Origin of the sequence: Hymenobacter psychrophilus, assembly GCF_900107135.1 — a bacterium.
GTDB classification, from domain to species: Bacteria; Bacteroidota; Bacteroidia; order Cytophagales; family Hymenobacteraceae; genus Hymenobacter; species Hymenobacter psychrophilus.
This window is the reverse complement of sequence record NZ_FNOV01000002.1, coordinates 477,160-500,651: the sequence shown is the minus strand read 5'-3', so window position 1 is coordinate 500,651 and position 23,492 is coordinate 477,160. Positions and strand designations below refer to the sequence as shown.

Below are 23,492 nucleotides of genomic sequence, written 5' to 3'. Positions count from 1 at the left end.
CGGTTGCCCACTGGTCCGGCCTACACCGCGCCCAGCCAGCCAAACGTCAGCGAATCGGCCGAACCGGTAGGAGGCTGAGGCTGAAACCCGGCCCGCTCGAAGGCGTGTACCGAGGCGGCGTTGGCCGCCTGCACGTGCCCTAGTACCCGGCGCACCCGCGGGAACTGGGCCAGCAGCCGCCGCGTGCCGGCCAGCAGCAGCAGCGGCGCCAGCCCCCGGCCCCGGAAATTGGCGTCGAGCAGGTAGCTGAGCGTGGCCGTTTCGCCATCCACCGCAAACCGGATGAGGCCCGCCGGGTGGCCCGTGGCGGCATCCCGGGCCAGCAGCAGCAGCGCGTTTTCGTCGGTTAGCCGGGCGGCCAGCCACCGCTCATGGTCGGCCGCGGCTACGGGCTCGGGGTTGAAGGAGAAGCGCCGCACGGCCGGCTCGTTGGTCCAGGCCAACAGCTGGGCCGAGTCGGCGGCGGTGGCGGGGCGCAGGGCGAAGGGCGGCGGGGGCAGCAGCAGGGCCCGTATCTCCTGGCGCAGGCGGGTGGGGGCCTGCCCATCAAACACGTTGCGCTGGGCGGCTTGCATTTCGGTTGCCAGGCGGCCGGCTTCGGAGGAGGTGAGGATGTTGGCCGCCGCGGTGTAGGGACGGGCTAAGCCAGCGCCGCGCAGGTAGTGGTCGAGGTCGTACTGGTTGGCGGCGGTGGGCAGCAGCAGCAGCAGGCCGCCGCCGGCCGCGCAGTACTCGTAGCTTATGGTGCTGGCCGAGCACACGGCCGCGCCGCACTCGCGCATCAGGGCGGCCAGCTCCGGGGCCGCGAGGTGGCGGTGCAGCGTGAGGCGGGGCTGGTCGGCGGCCCAGGCGTGCAGGGTTTCCCAGCCCTGGTAGGCGCTGCCCACCACCGCGTGCACCCGCTCCACGCCCGGCAGCGCCAGCAGTTCGACCGCCACGCGTTTCGTCTGGTGGGTGGGGTCGGCTCCGCCCAGGCACACGAATACCATGGATGGGTCGGGCTCTGCCGCGTTACCTGCGGGGGACTCGTGCTGGAAATGGGCCCGCAGCGGGGCGTAAGCGGGGCCGCTGAGCAGGCGGGCGCCCGGCTGACGCAACTCATAATCGGCTGCCGTGGGGCCACCGGCGGGGTTGAGCACGAGGTCGGCGGCCAGCGGATAGGCGTGCAAATCGTCGAGGTACACCAGGCGGTGCACGGCCCCGCGCACGGTGTTCTGGTAGTCGTAGCGAAAATCGTAGCCGTCGAGCACCAGCACGTCGTCGGGGCGCAACAGGTGAGCGGCGAGGTGGGCGGCTTCCTCAGGCAGCGGCCGGACGGGCAGGGCCTGCACCGCCAGGCCGGCGGCCGTGAGCTGCTCGGTGAGGGCCGCATCGGGCTCCCGAATCAGGAAGACCTGCTCCGGAAAATCGGGCCGCAGCATTTCAGCCAGCGCCAGCAGCCGCATTACGTGGCCCAGGCCAATGCGGGCGTTTCCATCGGCGCGGAAGAGGAGGCGCATGGGGTTTGGAGAGAGAGGTTACAGATATAGATAAATTGTATCTGAATATATTTATAATTTTCTATCGAGAAATTTCTTAGATTTATTAACGATGTTCCAAGTTGAAATATCGCGCTCTTCCGGATATTCTGTGCTCTGTCTTATAGGGCTTATTGATACTATAAAGTGAAAATAAATTTTCTCGCCAACTTCTAAAATTGGTATTTTCGTATTGAAACCGAAGGGTGTGTAGTTGGTGAATGAACCTTCTTTGTTAAGATTACTTATAAATCGTTGAGGCATCCAGTCAGCTGTTTTAGCCCTATGCTGCATAGCTTCGCTATCCTCTGTTCCGATGTGAACATGGTCTGATTTGCTCTCTATTTCAATTGCGTCCAGGTATTGACCCGAGCTAACATTCGCTTCTATTTCGGGTGCTGGATTAGTTAGTTTGCACGTAAAATTAAATTTTCCCTCGTAGTTACTTGTCTTCTAAATAAATAATCTCCATCCCTTGGAATCTGATTTCTCTAAATCATCACCTATGAGATAAAATTCTTGTACAGTTATTTGGTGTCCATTCGTTGATGATATGTCATTTGATTCTGATAGTATATTATTATTACACTCCATTTCGACGCAGACGCAAATTGTGCCGACCTTTGTTGGAAAATTTTCCGAAAATAGAATTGTCACACTTGATAGAATTAGAAGGTGTCATTCAATCTCTTAATAGTCAACTATCGAGATGATAATATAGAAGTCTTATCCTATAAAAAAGAGATATACGCTTCATGAACATTTGCTTTACTCCTTCTTCTGCTCAATATGCGCATTAATAGCCACCAGTTCCGGATGCTTTTCAAGCAGCGCAATCAACTCCTCGGCCCCCAACGCATCGGCCTGATGCTCCTCTAGCAGCCGGCGAATCAGCTCGAAATCTTCGGCCGTATCCACCGTCAGGCGGTAGGCGCTGCGGTCGGTGGGGCGGGTGACGTGCTGGAACTGCACCCGGCCCGAGCGGTTCTGGTGGATGTAGGGCGTGACGTGCTCCCGGTCGGACACGGTAGTGGCGTGGTGGAAGGCTTCCTCCAGCAGCTCCCGCGAAAACACCTCGAAATCGAAGCCCCGCGGGTAGGTGCGCTCCAGCACGTTGGAGAGGTACAGGCGCGGGTTGTCGGCCGCCAGATACTGTTGCACGGCCTGCGCAATCAACTCGCCATCGAGCAACGGGCAGTCGGACGTGACGCGCACAATAACGTCGAGTGCGTGGGCGGCGGCGCACTGTTGGTAGCGGGCCAGCACATCGTCCTCGGGGCCGCGCCAGACGGGCAGCTGGTGGGCCGCGCCGAAAGCGGCCAGCGGGTCGTCGGTGGCGTTGGTGGTGGTGGCCAGGTACAGGGGCAGCCCGCTGGCCTGCAGCCGCGCTACGTGGTAATCGAGCAGGGGCCGGCCGCCAATCAGCTTCAGCACTTTGCCCGGCAGACGGGTACTGGTCATGCGGGCCTGCGAGATGATGCCGAACTTTTTCACGACAGTTCCGGCTGCGAGACGAACTCCCGGATGCAGGTTATCACGTACTGTTGCTCCTCATCGGTGAGGCTCGGAAACAGCGGGATGCTGAGGCAATGGGCGTAGTAGGCTTCGGCCCGCGGGAAGTCGCCTTCCAGCCAGCCCAGGCCCTGGTAGTAGGGCATGCGGTGCACCGGGATGTAGTGCACCTGCGCAAAAATCTGCTTCTCCCGTAGCGCATCATATAGCCCGCGCCGGTCGGCTACCTGAATTACATACAAGTGGTAGGCGTGGCCCGGGGCCCCGGCCAGCGGGCGCACGGCAGGCAGGTCGGCGAAGGCCGTATCGTAGCGGGCGGCCAGCTCGCGGCGGCGCGCCAGACCCGCTTCGGCACGCTCCAGCTGGCTGATGCCCAGGGCGCAGAGCATGTCGGGCAGGCGGTAGTTGTAGCCGAGCTCCTTCATTTCCATGTACCAGCCGCCTTCGTCGGGGCGGCTGAGCTGGGCGGGGTCTTTGGTGATGCCGTGGGTGCGCAGGCGCAGCAGGTGCTCGTACAGGTCGGGGCGGTTGGTGGTAATCATGCCGCCCTCGCCGGTGGCAATGTGCTTGACGGGGTGAAAGCTGAAGATGGCCAGATCGGCAAATTGCCCGTTGCCGCAGTTCTGGGCCTGGCCCTGGCTGTCTACGAACGAGCCGCCGGGGGCGTGGCAGCTGTCTTCGAGCAGCCACAAACCAAACTCGTCGCAGAGCTGGCGGGCTTGCTCCAGGTTCACGGGAAGGCCCGCGAAATCAACCGGAATCAGGCCGTGAAAATGGCCTTTGGGGTGGCTTTCGAGCAGGCGGCGCACGGCCTGAAGGTCGATGAGGGCGGTGTCGGGGTCGATGTCGGCGAAGTGCACCTCGCCGCCGCAGTAGCGCACGCAGTTGGCCGAAGCGGCAAACGTGATGGGCGTAGTGATGACGCGTTGGCCGGGCTGCACGCCCAGCGCCAGCGCGCACAGGTGCAGGGCCGCCGTGCCGTTGCTCACGGCCACGGCATATTCGGCGCCTACATAAGCCGCGAATTTCTGCTCAAACTCGGCCACCAGCGGCCCCTGGGTCAGGTAGTCGGAGCGCAGGGCCGTGAGCACGGCCAGCTCGTCGGCTTCGGTGATGTGCTGGCGGCCGTAGGCGATGGGGCGGGTGGGCTGGAAAACGGAGGTGTTCATAGGAAACCAAAAGTACGGCGGTGGGGGAGTTGTTCAGAGCCTAACAACGGGTTTTCTAGCAGAGGTCCGCAGAGGGATGCGCAGAGGCTAAAGGGAGGTCCTCCCTTTACCTCCGCGCATCCCTCCGCGGACCTCTGCTAGAAACGCTATCAGCTCTGCCCTACACCGTAAATCCGGCGTCCACGTGCTGGCGGATTTCCTCGCGAATCTGCTCGGCCGAGAGCCAGTCGGTGTTGTTGCTCGAGTCGTAGTGGAAGCCCGCTTCTACGCGGCGGCCGTCGAAGTGGCGGATAAATTCCTCCACATCCCAGCGCGGGGTAAAGGGTAGGATCACGTAGTATTTGTCGAGCTCGACGGTGCTCAGGGCGTCGGTTTCGGTTATCATTTCCTCGTGCAGCTTCTCGCCGGGACGGATGCCCACGATTTCCTGCCGGCAGTTGGGCCCAATGGCCTCCGCCACTTCCGTGATTTTGTAGCTCGGGATTTTGGGCACGAAAATCTCGCCGCCCCAGCTGTGCTCCAGCGCATACAGCACTAAGTCCACGCCCTCATCGAGCGAGATGTGGAAGCGCGTCATGTCGGGGTGGGTGATGGGCAACACGCCCGACTCGCGGCGCTGCAGAAAAAACGGCACCACCGAGCCCCTGGAACCGATTACGTTGCCGTAGCGCACCACCGAAAAGCGTAAGTCGCGCGAGCCTTTCATGTTGTTGGCGGCCACGAACAGCTTGTCGGAGCAGAGTTTGGTGGCGCCGTACAGGTTGATGGGGGCTGCGGCCTTGTCGGTGCTCAAGGCTACCACATCGGTTATGCCGCAGTCGAGGGCGGCGTTAATCACGTTTTCGGCCCCGAAAATGTTGGTTTTGATGCACTCCATCGGGTTATACTCGGCGGCTGGCACCTGCTTGAGGGCGGCGGCGTGCACAATAATATCGATGCCCTCGCAGGCCCGCTTGAGCCGGTCGCCGTCGCGCACATCGCCAATAAAGTAGCGGATGGCCGGATACTCGGAGTGCGGAAACTGCTGCGACATCTCGTACTGCTTGAGCTCGTCGCGCGAGTACACCACCAGCCGTTTCACCTGCGGGTAAAGCCGGAACACGGTTTCGACGAACTGCTTGCCGAACGAGCCGGTACCGCCGGTTACCAGGATGGATTTATGGTTGAGGTCGAGGGCCATGAGAAGGGTAATGAGCGAAGGAAGTACCGGCCTGGAAAGCGGCCGGCTTGGGGGAGGGCAAAAGTAGGCATTCCGGCCGGAGCTTGCGTAGTTTTGCGTGGTCTGCTCTGCCGGCTGTCATCCTGCGCTTGCAAAGGACCTTAGCACACCCAGGCGGTCTTGCTCATAAATCACTTCTGCGTGGTAAGGTCCTTCGCAAGCGCAGGATGACAGCCGGTTTTATCTGCTTCTTATGCCTGCCGCCAATTCTTATCAACCCATCAAGCTCGTCATCTGGGACCTCGACGACACGTTCTGGCAGGGTACGCTCTCGGAGGGTAGCGTAACGGGGCTGGAAGCCAATCTGCAACTGGTGCGCGACACGGCGGCCCGCGGCATCGTGCACACCATTGTGAGCAAGAACGACTTCGCTCCGGCCGAGGCCCGGCTGCGGGAGCTGGGCATCTGGGAAATGTTTGTGTTCGCGCGCATCAGCTGGCAACCCAAAGGCCCTATTATAAAGGAACTGCTAAGCCAGCTGCAGCTGCGGGCCGCCAATGCCCTGTTTCTCGACGATAACGCGGCCAACCGGGCCGAAGCCCAGTTCTATAGCCCCGACCTGCGGGTGGCCGACCCCACGGAGCTGCCTCAGCTGGCCCCACTGCTCCGGGCCAGCGGCCAGCCCGACCCCACACTTTCGCGTCTGGCCCAATACAAATTGCTCGAACGCCAGCAGCAGGCCCGCACCCAGTACAACGATAACCTGGCTTTCCTGCGCGACGCGCAGGTGCAGATCGAATTCCGGGAGGGCCCGGCCGCCGTGCTGCCTGATGCGGGCCGATTAGAAGAGCTCATCAACCGCTCCAACCAGCTCAATTTCACCAAGCGCCGCGTAACGCTGCCCGAACTGGAGGCCAGCCTGCGCGACCCGGCCCGCCGCTGGGGCACCGTGCGCGTGCACGACCGGTTCGGCGACTACGGCCTGGTGGGTATCTACTGCCTGAACCGGGCCGAAAACCGGCTGGAACAGTTCGTGTTTTCCTGCCGCATCCTGCACCTGGGCATCGAGCAGTTCACCTATGCTCACCTGGGTTTTCCAGCGCTGGAAGTGCGGGGCGAAGTGGCCACCGAGCTGAGCCCGACCGAAAAACCCACTTGGATTACCGTAGCCGCCGCGGCCTCCGAAACCCCAGCCATCCCGGCGGCGGGCCCGGCCAAAAACCGGTTGCGCGTGCTGCTGAAAGGTGGTTGCGACCTGGGCCAGCTCACGCCCTTTCTGCAGGCCTTCGACCTCGGCGTTACCGAGGAGTTCAACTTCAACAACGAGCACCAGATTCCGGTGCACCTGGAGCACACGCTGCTGCTGCGCGCCACCCGCGAGTGGCCCGCAGCCGAGCAGCAGCGCCTGGCGGCCACCCTGCCCTTTCTGGGCCGCGAGGCCTTCGATACGCGCCTCTGGGAGCCCGGCTACGACGTGCTGGTGTACAGCCCGCTGATGGACTACACCCAGCCGCTGTACCGCGAGCGGGCCACCGGCCACCGCGTGCCCTTCGGCGCCTACCAAGACATTACAGCCGAGCCGCCCGCCGCGCTGGCCACCCGCTACGCCCAGCGCCGTTTTCAGGGGCTGGGCGAAGATTTTCTGCGCCGTTTCGCCCGTGAGTACGAGTATAAAGGCCCGATTTCGTTAGCCGAATTTCAGCAGAATCTGCGCTGGCTGCGGACCCAGGTGCCGGCCGCCGTGCCCATCTTCCTGCTCAACGGGGCCGAAATTGAAGTACCCGACTCGGGCGAAACCGGGGCCCGGGCGCGCCACGAAACCATGAACCAGGCCCTGGCCGAATTCGTGGCCTCGGCCGAAAACTGCTTCCTGCTCGACGTGCGCGAGTTCGTGCGCACGCCCGCCGACGTCAGTAACAACCTGCGCCACTATCACCGCCGCCACTACCGCACCCTGGCCCAGCACCTGGCCCAGGCCATCGGCGTCTGGCAGGGGCAGGGCCTAGCCCACTCCCCCTGGGCCGACTGGAAAGCCCGCGCCGTTGGCCTGTTGCCAGCCAAGTTGCGCAACGTGTTGGGACAGTGAGAAACGAGTGAGGAAAGAAACGTCATGGCAACTTTCTCTCACTTTTTACTTCTCACTTCCCAACTAGTCCGGCCAGCCTCTCCGTTAGGGCCCGGCGGGAGTATTGGGTGGGGCGGGGGCCGGGCAGGTCGAGGTTGGGGTTGATGCGCCAGCGGGCCACCAGGCCCTCGAAGGCATCGAGCAGGTCGGCGTAGGCATCGGGGGGCAGGGTGCGGCCGGCCCCGGTTTCGCGCAGCAGCAGGTCAGCATCGGAACCGATGGGACCCACGCACAGAATGGGCTTGTTGGCGGCCAAGTATTCGAACACCTTGCCCGGCAGAATGCCCCGGTTGTTGGCCACGTCCGGAATGGCCAGCAGCAGGGCCGTACTGCGCAGTAAATAGCCCACCGACTCGTGGTGAGGCACGAAGGGTACAAACTCGACGTGCCCGGCCAGCCCCACCGCTTCGGCCTGCTGCCGGATGCCGTCGGAAACTTTACCCACGAAGCGCAGGCGCAACGGTACGTCGGGGTGGCGGCGGGCGCATTCGGCGGCGGCGGCCAGCAGTTGCTCGAGGCGGTAGGTTTCCGAAATGGTGCCGGTGTGCGTTACCAGCAGCGCATCGGTGGGCGGCTGGCTGAGCTCCCGGAAATCGGCCTCGTCGTAGCCGTTGGGCAGCACCTGGATTTTAGCAGGGTCGATGTTGGGCGACTTCGCCGCGAAAATCCGCTTGGTGTGCGGGCTGGTTACCAGCACCACATCGGCCTGCTCCAGCACTTGGCGCTCGTAGCGGGCATCGAGCCAGCGGGCGGGCGGCAGGTGGTTGAGCTCCTTGTAGTAATAGATGTCGGTCCAGGGGTCGCGCAAATCGGCCAGCCAACGCAGGCCGTAGCGGCGCTTCAGTTCCAGCCCGATCAGCTGGGTAGAGTGCGGCGGCGAGGAAGTGAGCACGGCGTCGAACTGCTCGCCGGCGGCCACCAGTTCAGCCACGGCATCGAGCACGAAGCGGTTCCAGCCCCGGCGCGCATCCGGAATAAAGAGGTTGCCGCGCACAAACTTGAACAACTGCTGGCTGCGGCTGGCCTTATTCTCGCCCACAAACCCGCCATACGGTACCTGCCGCCGCCCCGTCAGGCGCTTGTAGCTGTCGAAGGGCTCGAAAGTGCTGGTGCGGATAACGCGCACGCCCGCCGGTACATCGGCCGCCAGGCTTTCGTCGAGCACCGGGTAGGCCGCCTGGGCCGGGTCTACCGTTAGTACGGTGGGCTCCACGCCAAACCCGGGTAGGTGCTTCACGAACTTGAGGCTGCGCTGCACGCCCGCCCCACCCGAGGGTGGCCAGTAGTAAGTAATAACAAGCAGGCGAAGTGGACGGGCAGAATCGGGCACGGAACGTCGGGTGGGCGATGAAACGCGAAGGTAACCCGCTGGCGGCTTTTCGGGCTTTTCTGGTTACTTTTGGAGGCTGAATCTGGTTTTCTACCTGTTTCTCTTTGTCATGGCATCCGACAATTCTGACATTCTTGCGCTGCTAAGTGACCTGCTGCGGGCCACCGACCGCCAAACTGATACGCTACGCGCCGAAATGCGCCAACTAAACCAGGAAACCAACGACCGGTTCGAAAACATCATCAACCGTTTCGGTGAGGCCATTGCCGACGGCTTCATTCAGATGGAAAAAAAGTTTGATGACTTAAAGCAGGAAGTGTCAGAAGTAAAGCAGGAGGTAGCCGGAGTAAAGCAGGAGGTAGCTGGTTTGCGCACCGACGTGCAGCACATTGATCAGCGCTTGGAAAGAACGGAAACCGACCCGGCTACCAATCCCGAGGTACTCCGTCGCCTCGAAATACTGGAGTCCATCGTGTTGAGAAAGGCGTCGTAGTTCACTCCATCGGCCCAAAATCAGCGAAATCAAAATAATCAGCGCCAATTAGCGATTCATGTTCGATAACCTCTCAACCAAGCTCGACAAAGCCTTTAAAACACTTAAAGGCCAGGGCAGCATCACCGAAATCAACGTCGCCGCTACGGTCAAGGAAATCCGCCGGGCACTGGTGGACGCCGACGTGAACTACAAAGTCGCCAAGGAGGTCACCGACAAAATTAAGGACGAGGCCATGGGCCGCGATGTGCTGGTAGCCGTGTCGCCGGGCCAATTGATGACCAAAATCGTTTACGATGAGCTCACCCAGCTCATGGGCGGCGAAAAGCAGGACATCCAGGTGAAGGGCGACCCGGCCGTGATTCTGCTTTCGGGCCTGCAGGGTTCGGGCAAAACCACCTTCGCCGGCAAGCTGGCTGCCTACCTCAAAAAGCAGAATCGCCAGGTGTTGTTGGTGGCCTGCGACGTGTACCGCCCCGCCGCCATCGACCAGCTGAAAGTGCTGGCCGAGCAGGTGGGCGTGGAGGTGTACTCGGAGCCCGAGAACAAGAACCCGGTGGACATTTCGCGCAATGCCATCGAGTTTGCGCGCAAAAACAACAAGAAGGTCGTCATCATCGACACCGCCGGCCGCCTAGCCGTCGATGAGCAGATGATGGCCGAAATCGAGCAGGTGAAGCGGGCTGTCAACCCCTCCGAAACCCTGTTCGTGGTGGACTCGATGACGGGCCAGGACGCCGTGAATACGGCCAAAACCTTCAACGACCGCCTCAACTTCGACGGCGTGGTGCTTACCAAGCTCGACGGTGACTCGCGCGGTGGCGCGGCCCTCAGCATCCGGGCGGTGGTCGAAAAGCCCATCAAGTTCATCTCGACGGGTGAGAAGATGGAAGCCCTCGACCTGTTCTACCCCGACCGCATGGCCCAGCGCATCCTGGGCATGGGCGACGTGATTTCGCTCGTGGAACGCGCTCAGCAGCAGTTCAACGAGGAGGAGGCCAAGCGCATCAACCAGAAGATCCGCAAAAACCAGTTCAACTTCGACGACTTCCTCTCCCAGCTGGAGCAAATCAAGAAGATGGGCAACATCAAGGACCTGGTAGGCATGATTCCGGGCGTGGGCAAGGCCATGAAGGACATCGAAATCGACGACGACGCCTTTAAGCCGATTGAGGCCATCATCAAGAGCATGACGCCCAAGGAGCGCGCCCAGCCCGAGCTGCTCAACGGCTCGCGCCGCCGCCGCCTGGCCCTAGGCTCGGGCACCGATATCCAGCAGGTAAACGCACTGATGAAGCAGTTCGAGGATATGCGCAAAGTGATGCGGACCATGAACAAGATGAGCAGCACCAAGGGCGGCATGGCCCAAATGGCCAAGATGATGGGCATGAAAGGCCCGCTCCGCTAACCCACTGATTAGCGCGGATTTTTCGCGGACTTCGCAGATTTTGTGGACGTACTCAAACAGCCCCGGTAGCATTTGCTACCGGGGCTGTTTGGTATTGAAGCTGTTTACAAAGTCAAAAGGCGGTCATGCTGAGCTTGTCGAAGCATCTCTACCGCTTCGTTGGATGACTGCAACGAAGCGGTAGAGATTCTTCGACAAGCTCAGCATGACCGCCTTTTGACTTTGCAAACAGCTTCATTGTAATGAGGCGGTGCGCGCTACGCAAAACGCCCCCCGCACGGGGTGCGGAGGGCGTTGGTAGTATTGCCAGCATAAAGCTAAGCTGCTCGCTTAGTTGCGCGTCATTGGCAGGGTGATGTTCACTGCCTGGCCACTCACCCGGACGATATAGGAGCCCTGGGGCAGCGTAGGCACGAGTACAGTATGCTCTTGCCCACCGCTGAGCTGGGTACGCAGTACCTGCCGTCCGGCTAGATCCAGAATGTCAACCTGGTACGAACCTTCGGGCAAACCAAGTAGATCGAGTGTAAAGCGCCCTTGCTGCGGGTTAGGGTAGAGGCCCACCGTAACCTTGCGTTGCTCAAAGCGCACCGTCTGCACCTTCGAGTAGCTGTCGGTGCCATCGGTATCCACCTGACGCAAGCGGTAGTAGAGCAGTTTAGCGGCGAAGCGGGCCGCGCCGGCATCTACATAACGGTAGCTGGTGGCGCTCTGGGTGGTGCCTTGGCCCCGCTGCGAACCGATGGTTTCAAACGTGGCGCCATCGAAGCTGCGCTCCAGTTCGAACCGGTCGTTGTTGAGTTCGGTAGCCGTCTTCCAGGTCAGTACCGCGTCGCGGCCGCTGGCTATGGCATCGAAAGCGGTGAGCGTAACGGGCAGGGGGCTGGTGATGCTTACGTCTTCGTTGGCGGAAGACGAGGCCGAGTAGTTGCTGCCCCCGGCCGCGCCCAACGTCGCATCGTTGGCGTAGTTGCCGCCCGGGCTGACGGTGCCGGTGACGGTGGTCCGGAACGGGTCGTTGTAAGTTACGGTGGCGTTGGCCTGATAAGCGAAATTGTTCTGGGCCGCCGCCGCGATGGTAGCCCGGAAGCTGATGGAGAGCGTGGCCCCGGCCGGAATGCTGAGGCTGCTGCCGCCAAATTCCGGGGTGCTGTTGGCGCCAGTGGGCGTGTTGGCGCTGGTAGCTGGAATCGAGGTAGTAGTGCCGTTGGCCTGCTGGAGCGTAAAGACCGGCGTAAAGGTGGGGTCGTACTGGAAAATATTCGCTGCCAGCGCTGCCAGCACAGAAACATTATCGGCCTGGCCACCGGTGTTGGAAATCGTGAGCGTGTACAGGGCTGGATTTACGCTGCTGCCCGTGCCGCCGGTGCGCTGCACGTTGGGCGTAGCGGTAGCCAGTGCCACCGACAAAGAAGGCAGGCAGCCGCTGGCCGCGCTGATGAGCACGCCCGGGTCGGTAGCATTGACTACGGCGCTGCCGCTGGTACCGGGCCTTGCTGAGTTGGTATCAGCTGGCCGTCCCCGCTCCGTGAGGCCACTGGCGCCGCCCGCAATAAGCTCGGTACCGCTGCCGCTGTTGGCGAATACGAAGCCGCCGCCACCACCGCCTCCGGGGCCGTAGTCATCGTTATTTCCGCCTGTAATAGCGTTGCCCCCGTCGCCGCCGGCCGCGCTGAGAGTCATATTCGCGAAGCCCGACGTATTGCTGGCCAGCAGCACGACTGTGCCACCCGCGCCACCGCCGCCGCCGCCGTTCGTGTAGTTAGTGGCCAAACCGGCCGTAGGCGCCCCGCTGCCATCGGCGCGCAGCTGGCCCGTACCGCTTAGCAGACTAGTGCGCAACACCACGATGCCGCCCCCAACGCCGCCGCTGCTTAGGGTGCCGGCTTGCTCACTCGAGCCCGCGCCGCCGCCGCCGCCCATCAGCCAGCGGCCGATGCCACCAGCAATGCTGCCGCCGCCCGCCGCCTGGGTACCCGAGTTAGCATTTCGATTGAAGCCACCCAAGCCACCGGCCGCCGCGTTGCCACCGCCGCCGCCACCGGCGTTGCCGGTGTTGCTGGCCAGTTGGTTATCGGTGGCGCCACCACCGGCGTTGCCGGGCGCACCCAGGCCCACGCTGCCGTTGCGGTAGCCTTCCACGCCAGTATCAGATACGCTGGTGCCATTCCATACGAAGCGGGGCGTACCGGCCCAGCCTTCACCCTTGGCTCCGTGGACGCCTGCGGTAGTCAGGCTAGCCACATTGCGAATGTCGTTGGTGCCGTAGCCCGTGCCGCCTCCGGTGTACTGCCGGGCTCCGCCGCCGCGAAAACCTTTGCCGCTCATGTCCAGGCTGCCGCTGCCGCTGAAGGTGGTTTGGCCGGCTACGTCGAGGGCCAGGATGCCGCCGGTTTCGCCGTTCCAGGCCAGGCCGGTCACGGTGCCCGTTACCGTCAGGGCCGAGTACTGCGGCACCCGCACCACCTGGAACCGGCGCTGGCCGGTGGGGTTGCCGGCATCGGCGTAGCTCACGCGCTCATAAATGCGGGCTAGGGCCTTGGCTATCGTCAGGGTGCCGCCCGTTACCGGAACGCTGTTCGTGGCCACGGCGTACTCGTAGAAGCCCGCTACCGGGGCAGTGCTCGCGCCATAGCTAGTAGTGTTGGTAACGTCGATAGTGGCTCCCTGCACCTGGATAATCATCACCAGGTCGCCGGCCTGAATGCCTGGTCCGCCCACGGCTGCTCCTACCTGAATACTGGTAGCACTCATGGCGGTGGTGGCGTTGCCCGGGTAATAGGTGTTGGGAGTCGTTGAGCCACTGTTGAGCGCACGGGGGCCGTCCTTACCGGGCGTGGCGCAGCTGGTGGCCACGTTGGCGTTGCCTTGCACTACCGTCGTAATGGTGGCCGTGTTGTTGCTCAGAACCGGGTCGGGCGTGCTCAGCGTGACGCTCGCCGCAGCTACTACGGAACCACCGGCTGGGGCCGTAAACCTCACGGTATTCACAATGCTTGGTGCGCCCGGAGCCAGGCTGGCCACGGGGGCAAACGTTACCAGGCCAGAGCCGGAATCATAGCTGCCGCTGGAAACAACTACGCCCGTCAGGTTGGCGGGCAGCTGAATGCTGGGCACGAGGTTGTTGCTCGTTTCGGTGCCCAGGTTGCTGGTATTAACGGTGTACGTAACCGACGAGCCGGGGCTGGCCGCCGTGGGGCCGCTTATGCTCGTAGCCACATCGGCCCCCTTCACGATGATGGTGATGTTGGCCGGGTTCGACAGGTCGCCGAGTACCGAGGCCACGGTGTAGGGAATGGTTATCACCCCGGCAAAAGTGGCAACGGGGGTGAAGGTTACTACGCCGTTGGCACCGCGCGTGAACGTGCCTTTGCCGGCCACCGTGAACGAGTTGTCGATGGCCGTAGTAGTCGGATCGAGGTCGATGGAAGTCGGTTCAAGGTTGCTGCCCTGGGCCACGTCGTTGCTGAGAATGTTAAGCGAAACCGGCACACCATACACCGTGCTCGCCACATCATCGTTGGCCACCGGGGCTCTAATAATGGCCAGGTTGCGGATTTCGTGAACATTGGTGCTGCCCCCGGTCGAGCCGGCGAACCCAATGCGCAGATTATTCGGCGGCGTAGCCACCCGCACCCGCTCAATGGTAGTAGCTACCGCGTTGCCGTTCTGAATGCGAACGGTAATCTGGTAGGTGCCGTCGGGCTGCGGAATCACGTAGATGTAAGCCCGCCGGAAATCAGCGGAGCCCTGCTGGGCCCGTACTGTAGCCACATCCAGGCTGAAAGGCAGCGTGGTGCCACCGGCAATAAAGGGGTAATCGGTAGTGCTGTTGCCGTCACCGCTTCCGCGCAGCGACACGGCATCGGGCCGGACACCGGGGCCGCCCACGCGGCCCTCAGTGGGGCTGGCATAATTGCCAAACTCGTCGATGCCGATGCCGATGTAGCCGTTAGGCACTCCGTTACTAAGAGGGGCGATTGTCTTCTGGGCGTAGCCCAGCGAACCGCCGGAGGCCCCGCTGGTAAAGGCGGCCGCCGACGTCTTGTCGGCATCAACGAGGAAAACCGAAAAGCCATCGGCTCCGGTACCACCGTAGGAGAAGAATTCAAACGAAATGGCGAAACCTGTTGGGGCCGGAAACGACTGGTTATCGATGGCGAAACCAGCTTGGTTTGTAGTATTGTCCGTCAGGCGCAGATAGCCCGAGCCGTTGGCATCCGTGCCGGTTGCGGCCGTTAGCACGGCGGGGTTGGGGTTGCCACCAAGGCGAAAACCAACCCCGGAAGTAGTGGAGTTCTTAAACGATTCGATCCGCGGGAACTGGGCCCACGCCCTGTTGGCAGATAACAGTAGCAGGCCTAACGCTACGAGCAGCCGGCAAATAGGGCGGGTGTGCGATGCCCTGCCCCGAGGGGAGAGGAAAGGTGTTCTCATGTGCGGTAGAAGGAAGGTGGAGTGAGAGCAGAGGGCGGCAACTGTCTGCGTAGCAGATGGTCGTCGCACCGCAATGATATTGAATAATTCTAATTATTTGCACTTGTCTTATATAAGTTAAATTTTATATAAAAATAAATGTATCGTGGAGAGGAATAAATACTTCGCCTTAAAAATATTGTTGGAAGTCAGGGTATTAGCCAAGGTATTCTAATCGTGCATTCAGGAGGCCTACACTACACTGTTTGGTGGCAAAAACGGATACACCTAATACCGACTAGGTATTAGGTGTGCCTATTATTGAACTTTAACAACAAACATCTTATATGCTATCCTGCGGATCAACACGATAAAGAGCCTCTTTGTAACTACTGCCCGAAAATTTTGGTATTATTCCCGCTCAAAGGGATTGGCGGGTATTACCAGCACTACTTTTTCACGCTCGACTACCACCTGGCCCGGCTTGGCGCCGCGGGGTTTGCGCACGTATTTTTTTGGCGTGTAGCTAACCGGGCACAGCGAATCGTTTTGGCGCTTGGAGTACCAGGCGGCCAGTTGGGCGGCGCGCTCCAGCACCGGCACGGGTACCGGCTGGCCGGCCCGCTGCCGGATGACAACATGCGAGCCGGTTACGTCTTTGGCGTGCAGCCAGAGGTCGTCTTTGTGGGCATAGCGCTGGGTCAGCAGGTCGTTGTTGACGGCGTTGCGGCCTACCAGAATCGTGAAGCCGGAGTCTTCGAATACCTTGAATGGTAACTCGGAAGCGGCGGCTTTGGCGGCGGCGGCGGCATCGAGGCTGTGCTGCTTGCGCCACTGGCGTAGCACCCGCAGCTCGCCGGCCGGCAGGGCCCCCAGCTCCTCCAGCAGCTCCAGCGCCCCAAATGCTTCGGCTTCGCGGCGGTCGGCGCGCTCAGCCAGCTCGCGGGTTTCGCGCTGCTGGTTTTTGGCCTTGCGGTACAGGTTCTGGGCTGTGCGCTGGGGTGTTTCGGTGGGCTTTAGCTTGATGATTCGCCGTTGCCCGGGCTGGTAGAAATCTTCGACCTCAACCTCGGAGGCCCCGGCCGGAATCTGACTCAAGTGGGCCATAATCAGGTCGGCAGTTTGGCGGTAGCCGCTGGTGTTTTCGAGGGCGTGAAGGCGGTTGCGGGCGTGCTGGGCGGCGGTAGTGGCCGTATCGGCGCGTTTTTCCAGCAGCAGCCGTACTTGGCGCAGCTCAGCCTCGTAGGCCTGGCGACCCAGCAGGCGTGGCACAAATTGGCGTAGCGCCCCCATTGGGTCGTTGGCGGGCAACTCGGCTTCTACCTCGCCCACCTGCAGCAGGCTCAGGCGGGTACGGTTGTCGAGCCGGACGATGTAAAAGGCGGCGGGCTGCTCCAACTGGCACACTACCTGGGCTACCAGCTCGCGTTTGGTTGTCAGCGGGGCCGGGTCGTAGCCCAGCGTGCGCAGGTAGGCCCGGCCCAGGTCGCCGAGGGCGGGGTAGGCTTTAGTCGGGTCGGCTACTGCAACGGAAGCAGCCTGAGAGGCAGGGTCGGTGGGGGGGCGCAGGTCGGCATCGGCCAGGTAGCGCGGGTGGAATAGCTCGGCCGGGGCTGCGGGGTCGGCGGGATGGAAAATGGCGTTGGGGCGGGTGCCATAGAGCTTGAGCACGAGCCGCGCCCCGCCCGCAAATTCGAGCTGCAGCACCCGGTCGTGGGGCCAGGCAGCCACGGTTGCTACCTGCTGGCCCAGCAGGCCGGGCAGCAAATCCACCGAGTTCTGGCGGGTGCGCTGGAAGCTTTCGGGCACGGCCAGCAGCGTACCGGCGGCGGCCAGCGTGAGGCGGAGCCAAAACTCAACTCCGCCGTTAGTCAGGCCGATAACCAGTTCGTCGCGCTCCTGCGAAAAGCAGGTAGCCACCCGGTAGCCGGCTAGCTGGCGGGTGAGGGCGGGCGCGAGCTGGCGCAGAAAGTAGTAGTTGGTGGGCATAAGCAGGACGAGTTAAACAGCGGCCCTGCACCCTGGCAGCGCCCCAGAGCCGGTCGGGGCACAAATAACGCAGGAATCAATCGGCAAAGGCAATACAACCGTATTCGTTGGCCCCGAATCCTGCTGAAGGCAGCCGCATCTTCTTCGTTGCGCTAAGCTTATTTCAGTCAGACTACCTTCCGAAAAAGCGTTAGTTCTGGAGCCGAACCGCAAATTACAGCTGCCGCTTTCGGTCGGGCTTACATCCGGCAATACCGGCAAGCCGCGGCCACGCCCCAAACGCCGCAACCAGAGCTAATGGCGCGGTAGGGGATTTGCAGTTCCAGGTCATGTTGCGCCTGCGTGGGCCATTAGTGGGCGCGACAGGCCGTAGCAGTTGCTGACGTTGGCCAACTGATAGGGGAGCAGCTAAATCTGCTCCAGGTGAGTGCGGGTCCGCTCGCTGGCCGCTTGGTCGCCCGTGTTCACGGTTGATTTGGGCTCAATCATTAATATCCAGGTTTCGGCAGCCGAGTGGGGGCGGTGGTCGGTGCCCCGGGGAACCACCAGCAGTTCGCCGGGGTTCAGCTCGGCCGTAGTGCCGTCGCGGAAATCAATCAGCAGCTGCCCTTTCACTACCATAAACAGTTCGTCTTCGGCCGCATGGTTGTGCCAGATGAACTCGCCCTGCACCCGCGCAATTTTCAGGTGCTGGTCGTTCAGCTCCCCAATCACCCGCGGGTTCCAGTGGTCAGTGAACTGCGCGAATTTGTCTTCTAGGCGGATAACATGCATTGTTCAAAATTTTGATGGGCAGGCCGAAAGCAACGCTATTGGCAGCTAACCACTAGCCCATCGTAAGCCAAGCGGATATTTTCGGGCAGCGTCGCCTCCACATCGTGGTGGCGGCCCAACTGGTGGCTGATGTGGGTGAGGTAGCCGCGGGTTGGGGCCAGATCTTCGAGAATATCAACAGCCTGCCGCAGCGTGAAATGGGAAATGTGCTGCTCGTGGCGCAGGGCATTGAGCACGATAATTTCCGAGCCACGCATCAACTCCAACGACTCGGGACTGAGGTAATTGGCATCGGTGATGTAGGTAAAACCGCCAATTCGGTAGCCCAGCACTGGCAGCTTGTAATGCAGCGCCCGGATGGGCTGAAACGGCACGCCGGCCACCTCAAATACCGCCGTGTCGCTTTCAATCGGGTGCAACTCTGCCCGGGGCACGCCGGGGTATTTGTGGTCGGCGAAAATGTAGGCGTACTCCTGCTGCAACTGCGCCAGCACCCGGGGCTCGGCGTGCAGGGGCATATCCTGCTGCTGCCGGAAGTTGTAGGCCCGGATGTCGTCGAGGCCACCGGTGTGGTCTTTGTGCTCGTGGGTAAACACCACCGCGTCGAGGTGGTCGATTTGCGCGCGCAACGCCTGCTGCCGGAAATCGGGGCCCGAGTCGATAACGATGCTTTTGCCCGCTACCTGCAAGTGCACCGATACGCGCAGGCGCTTATCGCGGTAATCAACTGAGCGGCATACGGCGCAGGTGCACCCAATCATGGGCACCCCCTGCGACGTACCCGTACCCAGAAAAGTGATTTGCATGAACAGAAGCTAGAAGTTGGAAGCAAAGAGCGAGGAGAAACAAGCAAGTAAGTATTCTGTCTTCTAGCTCTTGACTCCTCGCTTCTCCAATTACCCTACGTACTGTTTCACCACCCGCACCAGCGCATCAAAATCGAGGGGCTTGGGCAGATAATCGGTTACACCGGCTTCACGGAACTGCTCCATCGAGTAGTTGTTGGCATTGCCTGTAATGGCAATTACCGGAATTTTGGCAATGCGCGGGTCGGCATTACGGCGGATTTCGCGCGTGCATTCCATGCCGTCTTTCACCGGAATGTTAATGTCCATCAGTACGCAGTCGATGGGCTGGCTTTCGATCTGCCGGATTACTTCGCCCCCGTTTTTAGCCGACACAATGCGGTACTGCTGCAGCTCCAGGATTTTTTTAGTCAGGTTGAGAATAACAGAGCTGTCCTCAGCAATGAGGATGGTTTTTGGGTTTACGTTTTCCATAGGTGGTAGGCAGAGAGAGGGTTGGGTAGGTAAAAGGGCGATGGGGCAACGGTGTCCAGGTCCATCAGGGGGCCTGCGTCAGGGCAGGATAAGTGGCTCTGAATTCTGCAAATAAAACAAGTAAAAGTTGAAAATCAGCCGGAGTGTTTTTCGTATCCTGGTCCCGCAGCTTATGCTCCAGCTGCTTTACGCCCTCGGCCAGCGCCAGGATGCCCAGCGTAAAGCCCGTTCCTTTCAGTTGGTGCAGGTGAGGCAGGATGGCCGCGTACTGTCCGTCGGCTACCAGCGCGGCCGCCTCACCAAGCACCTGGTCGGCTTCCTGCTCGAAATCGGAATAGAGCTGGGCCGCGAAGTCGCCGCCGCCCAACTGGCGCAGCTGCTCCACAATGGCCATGTCTACCACTATGGCACCTTCGGTTGTTCCCGTCGCCGGAGCTTCGGCGGTCGGGGTGCCGGTGGCGGCGGGCGTTACCTGGCTGTGCACGGTTGGGGCAATGGGCGTGCTCCAGCGGCGTAGCATGGCGTGTAAATCCTGACTTTTTACGGGCTTGGCAATGTAGTCGTCCATGCCTTCCTGCACAAACCGCTCGGCATCTTCGCGCATCGAGTAGGCCGTCATGGCCACTATTGGCGGGCAGCTGGGGCCCAGGCGGCGGCGGATTTCGCGCATCGCCGTCACGCCGTCCATTTCCGGCATCTGAATATCCATGAAAATGAGGTCGTAGCGCGTATCGGGCGTGATGGCCCGGCTGATGGCCTCGAAGCCATCGGCGGCCACCGTTACCGTGCAGCCCAGCTTGTCGAGCAGGCGCGAGGCTACTTTCTGGTTGATGGGGTTGTCATCGACGAGCAGAATGCGCGGGTTGGTTTCGAAGCGCACTACCTCCTGCGGCCGTTCGCGGGCCAAGCGGCGCTCCTGCACGATTTCCTCCTCGTTGTAAGCCACTTGGCAGCGAATGGTGAACCAGAACGTGGAGCCCTCGCCCACATTGGAGTACACCCCGATTTCGCCGCCCAGCATATCGGCCAGCTGCTTGCTGATGGCCAGCCCCAGCCCGGTACCACCAAAAGCCTTGGTGGGCGTGGTGTCGAGCTGGGTGAAGTTGGTAAAGAGCAGCTTCTCATCGTCGGGCGAGATGCCGATGCCCGAATCCTGCACTGCAAAGCGCACCACGTACCCGTCATCCGCAGCATCCGCAGCCTCGGTGCCCACCTCCTCGGTGCCCACAGCGGCTACTGCTGATATAATGATGCTGACCGTGCCCTGCGAAGTGAACTTGATGGCATTGGAAGTCAGGTTGCTCAGAATCTGAAGCAGGCGCGTTTCGTCGGTGATGATGAAGCGCGGCGCGGTGGGCGTAAAGTGGTAAGTGAACTTGAGCCGCTTCTGGCCGGCGCGGTTCGAGAACAGCGAGTAAATCTTCTCGAGCGTGTAGTGCAGGTCGATGCCCACCTCGTTGAGCTGGAGCTTGCCGGCCTGGATTTTCGACAGATCCAGAATATCGTTCAGAATGGCCAGCAGCGCGTCCGACGACTTGCGCAGCGTGTCTACATACTCTTCCTGCTCCTCGCTGGCCACGGTTTGGTGCAGCAGGTCAATCATGCCGATGATGCCGTTCATGGGCGTGCGCAGCTCGTGGCTCATGTTGGCCAGAAACAGTGTTTTAGCTTCCAGCGCCTGCTCGGCTTCTTCCTTGGCCAGGCGCAAATCATCCTGCATCTGCTTAAGGCCGGTAATGTCGCGCCCGATGCCTTCCGTTCCGTTCAGGGTACCGTTGGCTTCATCGCCCAGCAGCCGGCGCGCGTTAACCAGCACGCTCACGGCGTGCCCTTCCTTGTGGCGCATGGCCACTTCGAAGTTGCGGGCTTCGCCTAGCTCGCGCACCTGAGCCAGTAGGTTGTCGCGTTCCTGTGGATTGATGTAGAAGTCGCCGATAAACCGGCCGAGGGCCTCCTCGGGCTGGTAGCCCAGCATATCGTGGACCGACGGGCTAAGCAGCGTGATGATACCCTGCTGGTCGGTGCGGTAGTACACGTCCTGAAACGACTCGAAAATGGCGCGGAACTTCTCTTCCTGGGCCGCCAGCTCCAGCTGCGAACGTTTCTTGTCGGTGATGTCGTGGGCAATACCCGAAATTTCCTCAAACGAGCCGTCGTCGAGGTAAATGGGGTTGAGGTAGATTTCGCGCCACGAGTCCTGGCCCTTGGCGTCGCGCAGGCGCACCTCGAAACGTTGCGGGTGGCCCTGGAAGGCGCGGCGGTAGTTGCTGATGAAGGCCTCGCGGGCCTCGGGGTCCATCAGGGCCACATCGGCCTGCCACATGTTCATGCTCAGAGCCGGGTACACGCCATTGCGGCGCAGGAAATAGGCCGCGTAGTTGCGGTTGAACGAGGCCAGCCGGGCCCGCGTATCCAACGACCACATCAGGTGCGAGCCGCTCTCAAAAATGGCGTTCAGCCGGGCGTTCTGCTTCTGAATCTGCACCTCATTGCGCTTACGCTCAATGGCCAGCGCCACCTGGTTGGAGATAAAATGCAGAATCTCGATGTCGGAGGGAGCGTAGGCGTCGGCCTTCTGGTAGTCCTGCACCGCAATTACGCCGATAATCCGCTCGCCAATGCTCAGTGGCGAGCACAGCATCACTTCCGGCATCAGCCCGTAGGCTGTTATGGCGCCGCCGGCCACGAGCTGCTGCAAATCGTCGCGCAGCAAGTACAGCGGCCGGCCCGTGCGGATAATATACTCCGAAACGCCCGTCGAGAAGGGCCGCGTCATCATGGCCTGCTCGCCGGGGGCGTTCTGATCAACAAAATAGGCGAACTGCAGCTGGGTGCGGGCCTCATCGCAGAGGGCGATGTAGAAGTTGTTGGTCTCGATAATCTTGCTCAGCTCCCGATGAATGGCCCCGTAGAGGGAGAGCAAATCCTTGGAACTGATGGCCAGATTGGCGATGCTGTAATACACCTTCTGCAGTCGCTCGGCCTTGATGCGGTCGGTAATGTCGTGCAGAATGGCGCGGGTGCTTACCGGCTCGTTATCCTGCCAGGAGCAGGAAATGGAGCCAATCAGATGGACGGGTTTGCCCGATTTGGTCAGGAATACGGTTTCGAGCTTGTTGACTTTCTCGCCCTTGTACAGGTTGCGCAACTGGTAGAGCAGCTTGGCCTTGTAGTAGGGGTGCACCACGCTGGCCAGCGTCAGCGACGGCAGTTCGTCGTCTTCATAACCCAGCTTCTCCTTCCAGGCCTTGTTCACGAACAGAAAGCGGTTGTCGATGCTCAGGTTCTGAATCAGGTCGTGGGCGTTGTCAAGAAAGTCCTGCAGGCGGTTGCGGTTGTCGGTCAGCGCCCGCACGGCCACCTGCTTGTCGGTGATGTCGCGGCCCACAAACAGCACCCCGCTGATGGTTCCCTCGGCGTCGCGCTCAAACTCGGAGTGCCAGAAAAAGGTGCGCCCCCGGCCATAGATTGTGAGCAGCGAGTGCTCAAAAAAATCCTGCAGCTCCTGCCGGTCCAAGGCCCGCTGGAAGGCGAAGCGGCGAGGTTCCTGCTCGTCGGGGGGCGCAAACAGGCCGAAGTATTCGCGTCCGGTCAGCGCCTCGGCCGAGTGCCCGGTTACTTCGCAGAAATAGGAGTTGACGTCCTGAATCATGCCCTGGCGGTTGAGCAGCAGGTAGCACATGCCGGCCCGGCTGAGCACGTCGCGCAATTGGCTGCGCGAAAAGTTATCGGAAAGGAATTCCTGGGCCTCCGTAGCTGGTGCCGGCGGGGCGAACTGGTGCAGGTCGCGGAGGGCCAGCAATAGCAACGGCTCGCCTTCGCCGGCCGGCCCGGCCAGTCGGCTAACCAGGGCCCAGGCCTCGAGCCGGTTGCCGTCGCCCGCCTGCTGCCCGTGCCAGCGCCACGAGCGGGCCTCGCCCGAGTGGGCGCAACTCGCCAGCAGCTCGCTCAGCTCGGCATCCGTAGCAGGCGAGGGGGCGGTAGAAAGTGCAGCGTCCGTAAAGGATACATTGGCTCCGGCAAAGGCCATCAGGCCGCTGCCCAGCAGCATGGCACGGGTAGTGCCCAGGTAATCGACGGCGCGCTGGTTGCAGTCGAGCAGCGTTCCACGAACGTTGTAAAGCAGCAGCCCATCGGCCGATTGCTCGAACAGTGCCCGGTAAAGGTCGGGCGAAAGTGCGGCGGATGTGGCGGCAGCCGAATTGCTCGGAGAAGGAGGCATGAAGAAGGCAGAGAATGGCAAAGTGGCTTCCCCAACAAGCGGGTCCCCGAACGAAGTTCTTAAATTGGCGACAATTCCCGAATAATCCATCTTTTCGC

The 23,492-nt window shown here is 61.4% G+C and carries 14 protein-coding genes; 3 read left to right on the top strand and 11 right to left on the bottom strand.

Annotation, left to right across the window (positions count from 1 at the left end):
• Positions 1-20: 20 nt before the first annotated feature.
• The 4 genes from pseG to pseB form a co-directional block, all read right to left on the bottom strand.
• Positions 21-1,499, bottom strand: a complete 1,479-nt coding sequence (gene pseG, locus BLW21_RS04565) for a UDP-2,4-diacetamido-2,4,6-trideoxy-beta-L-altropyranose hydrolase (protein WP_092738255.1) — start codon at positions 1,497-1,499, stop codon at positions 21-23.
• A 786-nt stretch (positions 1,500-2,285) separates the two neighbouring features.
• Positions 2,286-3,011, bottom strand: coding sequence for a cytidylyltransferase domain-containing protein (locus BLW21_RS04560; RefSeq protein WP_092738254.1), 726 nt, complete (start codon positions 3,009-3,011; stop codon positions 2,286-2,288).
• Complete coding sequence (gene pseC / locus BLW21_RS04555; RefSeq protein WP_092738253.1) at positions 3,008-4,198, bottom strand: UDP-4-amino-4,6-dideoxy-N-acetyl-beta-L-altrosamine transaminase; 1,191 nt, start codon at positions 4,196-4,198, stop codon at positions 3,008-3,010. Before pseC ends, BLW21_RS04560 begins: the two co-directional genes overlap by 4 nt.
• A 160-nt stretch (positions 4,199-4,358) precedes the next feature.
• Complete coding sequence (gene pseB / locus BLW21_RS04550) at positions 4,359-5,378, bottom strand: UDP-N-acetylglucosamine 4,6-dehydratase (inverting) (RefSeq protein WP_092738252.1); 1,020 nt, start codon at positions 5,376-5,378, stop codon at positions 4,359-4,361.
• A 232-nt stretch (positions 5,379-5,610) separates the two neighbouring features.
• Here pseB and BLW21_RS04545 point away from each other — a divergent pair, with 232 nt between their 5' ends.
• Positions 5,611-7,443: a hypothetical protein gene (locus tag BLW21_RS04545; protein ID WP_092738251.1), complete on the top strand. Its 1,833-nt coding sequence runs from the start codon at positions 5,611-5,613 to the stop codon at positions 7,441-7,443.
• 52 nt (positions 7,444-7,495) lie between these two features.
• Here BLW21_RS04545 and BLW21_RS04540 read toward each other — a convergent pair whose 3' ends face one another.
• The gene (locus BLW21_RS04540; protein ID WP_245711808.1) at positions 7,496-8,812 is read right to left on the bottom strand and encodes a glycosyltransferase family 4 protein; all 1,317 of its coding nucleotides are present in this window, start codon (positions 8,810-8,812) and stop codon (positions 7,496-7,498) included.
• A gap of 109 nt (positions 8,813-8,921) precedes the next feature.
• On the opposite strand from BLW21_RS04540, the gene BLW21_RS04535 reads away from it, so the two are divergent.
• Both BLW21_RS04535 and ffh read left to right on the top strand, forming a co-directional pair.
• Positions 8,922-9,305 carry a hypothetical protein gene (locus BLW21_RS04535; protein ID WP_092738249.1) on the top strand — a complete coding sequence of 128 codons (384 nt, stop codon included), beginning with the start codon at positions 8,922-8,924 and terminating at the stop codon, positions 9,303-9,305.
• Between the two features lie 58 nt (positions 9,306-9,363).
• On the top strand, positions 9,364-10,713 hold the full coding sequence (ffh, locus tag BLW21_RS04530; RefSeq protein ID WP_092738248.1) for a signal recognition particle protein: 1,350 nt from the start codon (positions 9,364-9,366) through the stop codon (positions 10,711-10,713).
• 330 nt (positions 10,714-11,043) lie between these two features.
• Here the strand turns inward: ffh and BLW21_RS04525 are convergent, their stop codons facing one another.
• From BLW21_RS04525 to BLW21_RS04500, 6 genes are all read right to left on the bottom strand, one after another.
• A complete protein-coding gene (locus BLW21_RS04525) occupies positions 11,044-14,958 on the bottom strand; it encodes a T9SS type A sorting domain-containing protein (protein ID WP_175470855.1) in 3,915 nt (1,304 codons plus the stop codon).
• 582 nt (positions 14,959-15,540) lie between these two features.
• Entirely contained in the window at positions 15,541-17,118 is a 1,578-nt protein-coding gene (locus BLW21_RS04520) for an NFACT RNA binding domain-containing protein (protein WP_092738246.1), read from the bottom strand.
• Positions 17,119-17,526: 408 nt separating this feature from the next.
• On the bottom strand, positions 17,527-17,892 hold the full coding sequence (locus BLW21_RS04515) for a cupin domain-containing protein (protein WP_092738245.1): 366 nt from the start codon (positions 17,890-17,892) through the stop codon (positions 17,527-17,529).
• A gap of 35 nt (positions 17,893-17,927) precedes the next feature.
• Positions 17,928-18,698 (bottom strand): MBL fold metallo-hydrolase, encoded by a 771-nt coding sequence (locus tag BLW21_RS04510; RefSeq protein WP_092738244.1) that lies wholly within the window; start codon positions 18,696-18,698, stop codon positions 17,928-17,930.
• A gap of 90 nt (positions 18,699-18,788) precedes the next feature.
• On the bottom strand, positions 18,789-19,172 hold the full coding sequence (locus tag BLW21_RS04505; protein WP_092738243.1) for a response regulator: 384 nt from the start codon (positions 19,170-19,172) through the stop codon (positions 18,789-18,791).
• A 64-nt stretch (positions 19,173-19,236) separates the two neighbouring features.
• On the bottom strand, positions 19,237-23,394 hold the full coding sequence (locus BLW21_RS04500) for a PAS domain S-box protein (protein WP_092738242.1): 4,158 nt from the start codon (positions 23,392-23,394) through the stop codon (positions 19,237-19,239).
• Positions 23,395-23,492: the final 98 nt, after the last annotated feature.

Bases quoted from the DNA above. Each gene is read 5' to 3' on its own strand.
- pseG (WP_092738255.1), bottom strand. From the start codon at position 1,499: ATGCGCCTCCTCTTCCGCGCCGATGGAAACGCCCGCATTGGCCTGGGC.
- pseC (WP_092738253.1), bottom strand. From the start codon at position 4,198: ATGAACACCTCCGTTTTCCAGCCCACCCGCCCCATCGCCTACGGCCGC.
- pseB (WP_092738252.1), bottom strand. From the start codon at position 5,378: ATGGCCCTCGACCTCAACCATAAATCCATCCTGGTAACCGGCGGTACC.
- BLW21_RS04545 (WP_092738251.1), top strand. From the start codon at position 5,611: ATGCCTGCCGCCAATTCTTATCAACCCATCAAGCTCGTCATCTGGGAC.
- BLW21_RS04535 (WP_092738249.1), top strand. From the start codon at position 8,922: ATGGCATCCGACAATTCTGACATTCTTGCGCTGCTAAGTGACCTGCTG.
- ffh (WP_092738248.1), top strand. From the start codon at position 9,364: ATGTTCGATAACCTCTCAACCAAGCTCGACAAAGCCTTTAAAACACTT.
- BLW21_RS04520 (WP_092738246.1), bottom strand. From the start codon at position 17,118: ATGCCCACCAACTACTACTTTCTGCGCCAGCTCGCGCCCGCCCTCACC.
- BLW21_RS04515 (WP_092738245.1), bottom strand. From the start codon at position 17,892: ATGCATGTTATCCGCCTAGAAGACAAATTCGCGCAGTTCACTGACCAC.
- BLW21_RS04510 (WP_092738244.1), bottom strand. From the start codon at position 18,698: ATGCAAATCACTTTTCTGGGTACGGGTACGTCGCAGGGGGTGCCCATG.
- BLW21_RS04505 (WP_092738243.1), bottom strand. From the start codon at position 19,172: ATGGAAAACGTAAACCCAAAAACCATCCTCATTGCTGAGGACAGCTCT.
- BLW21_RS04500 (WP_092738242.1), bottom strand. From the start codon at position 23,394: ATGCCTCCTTCTCCGAGCAATTCGGCTGCCGCCACATCCGCCGCACTT.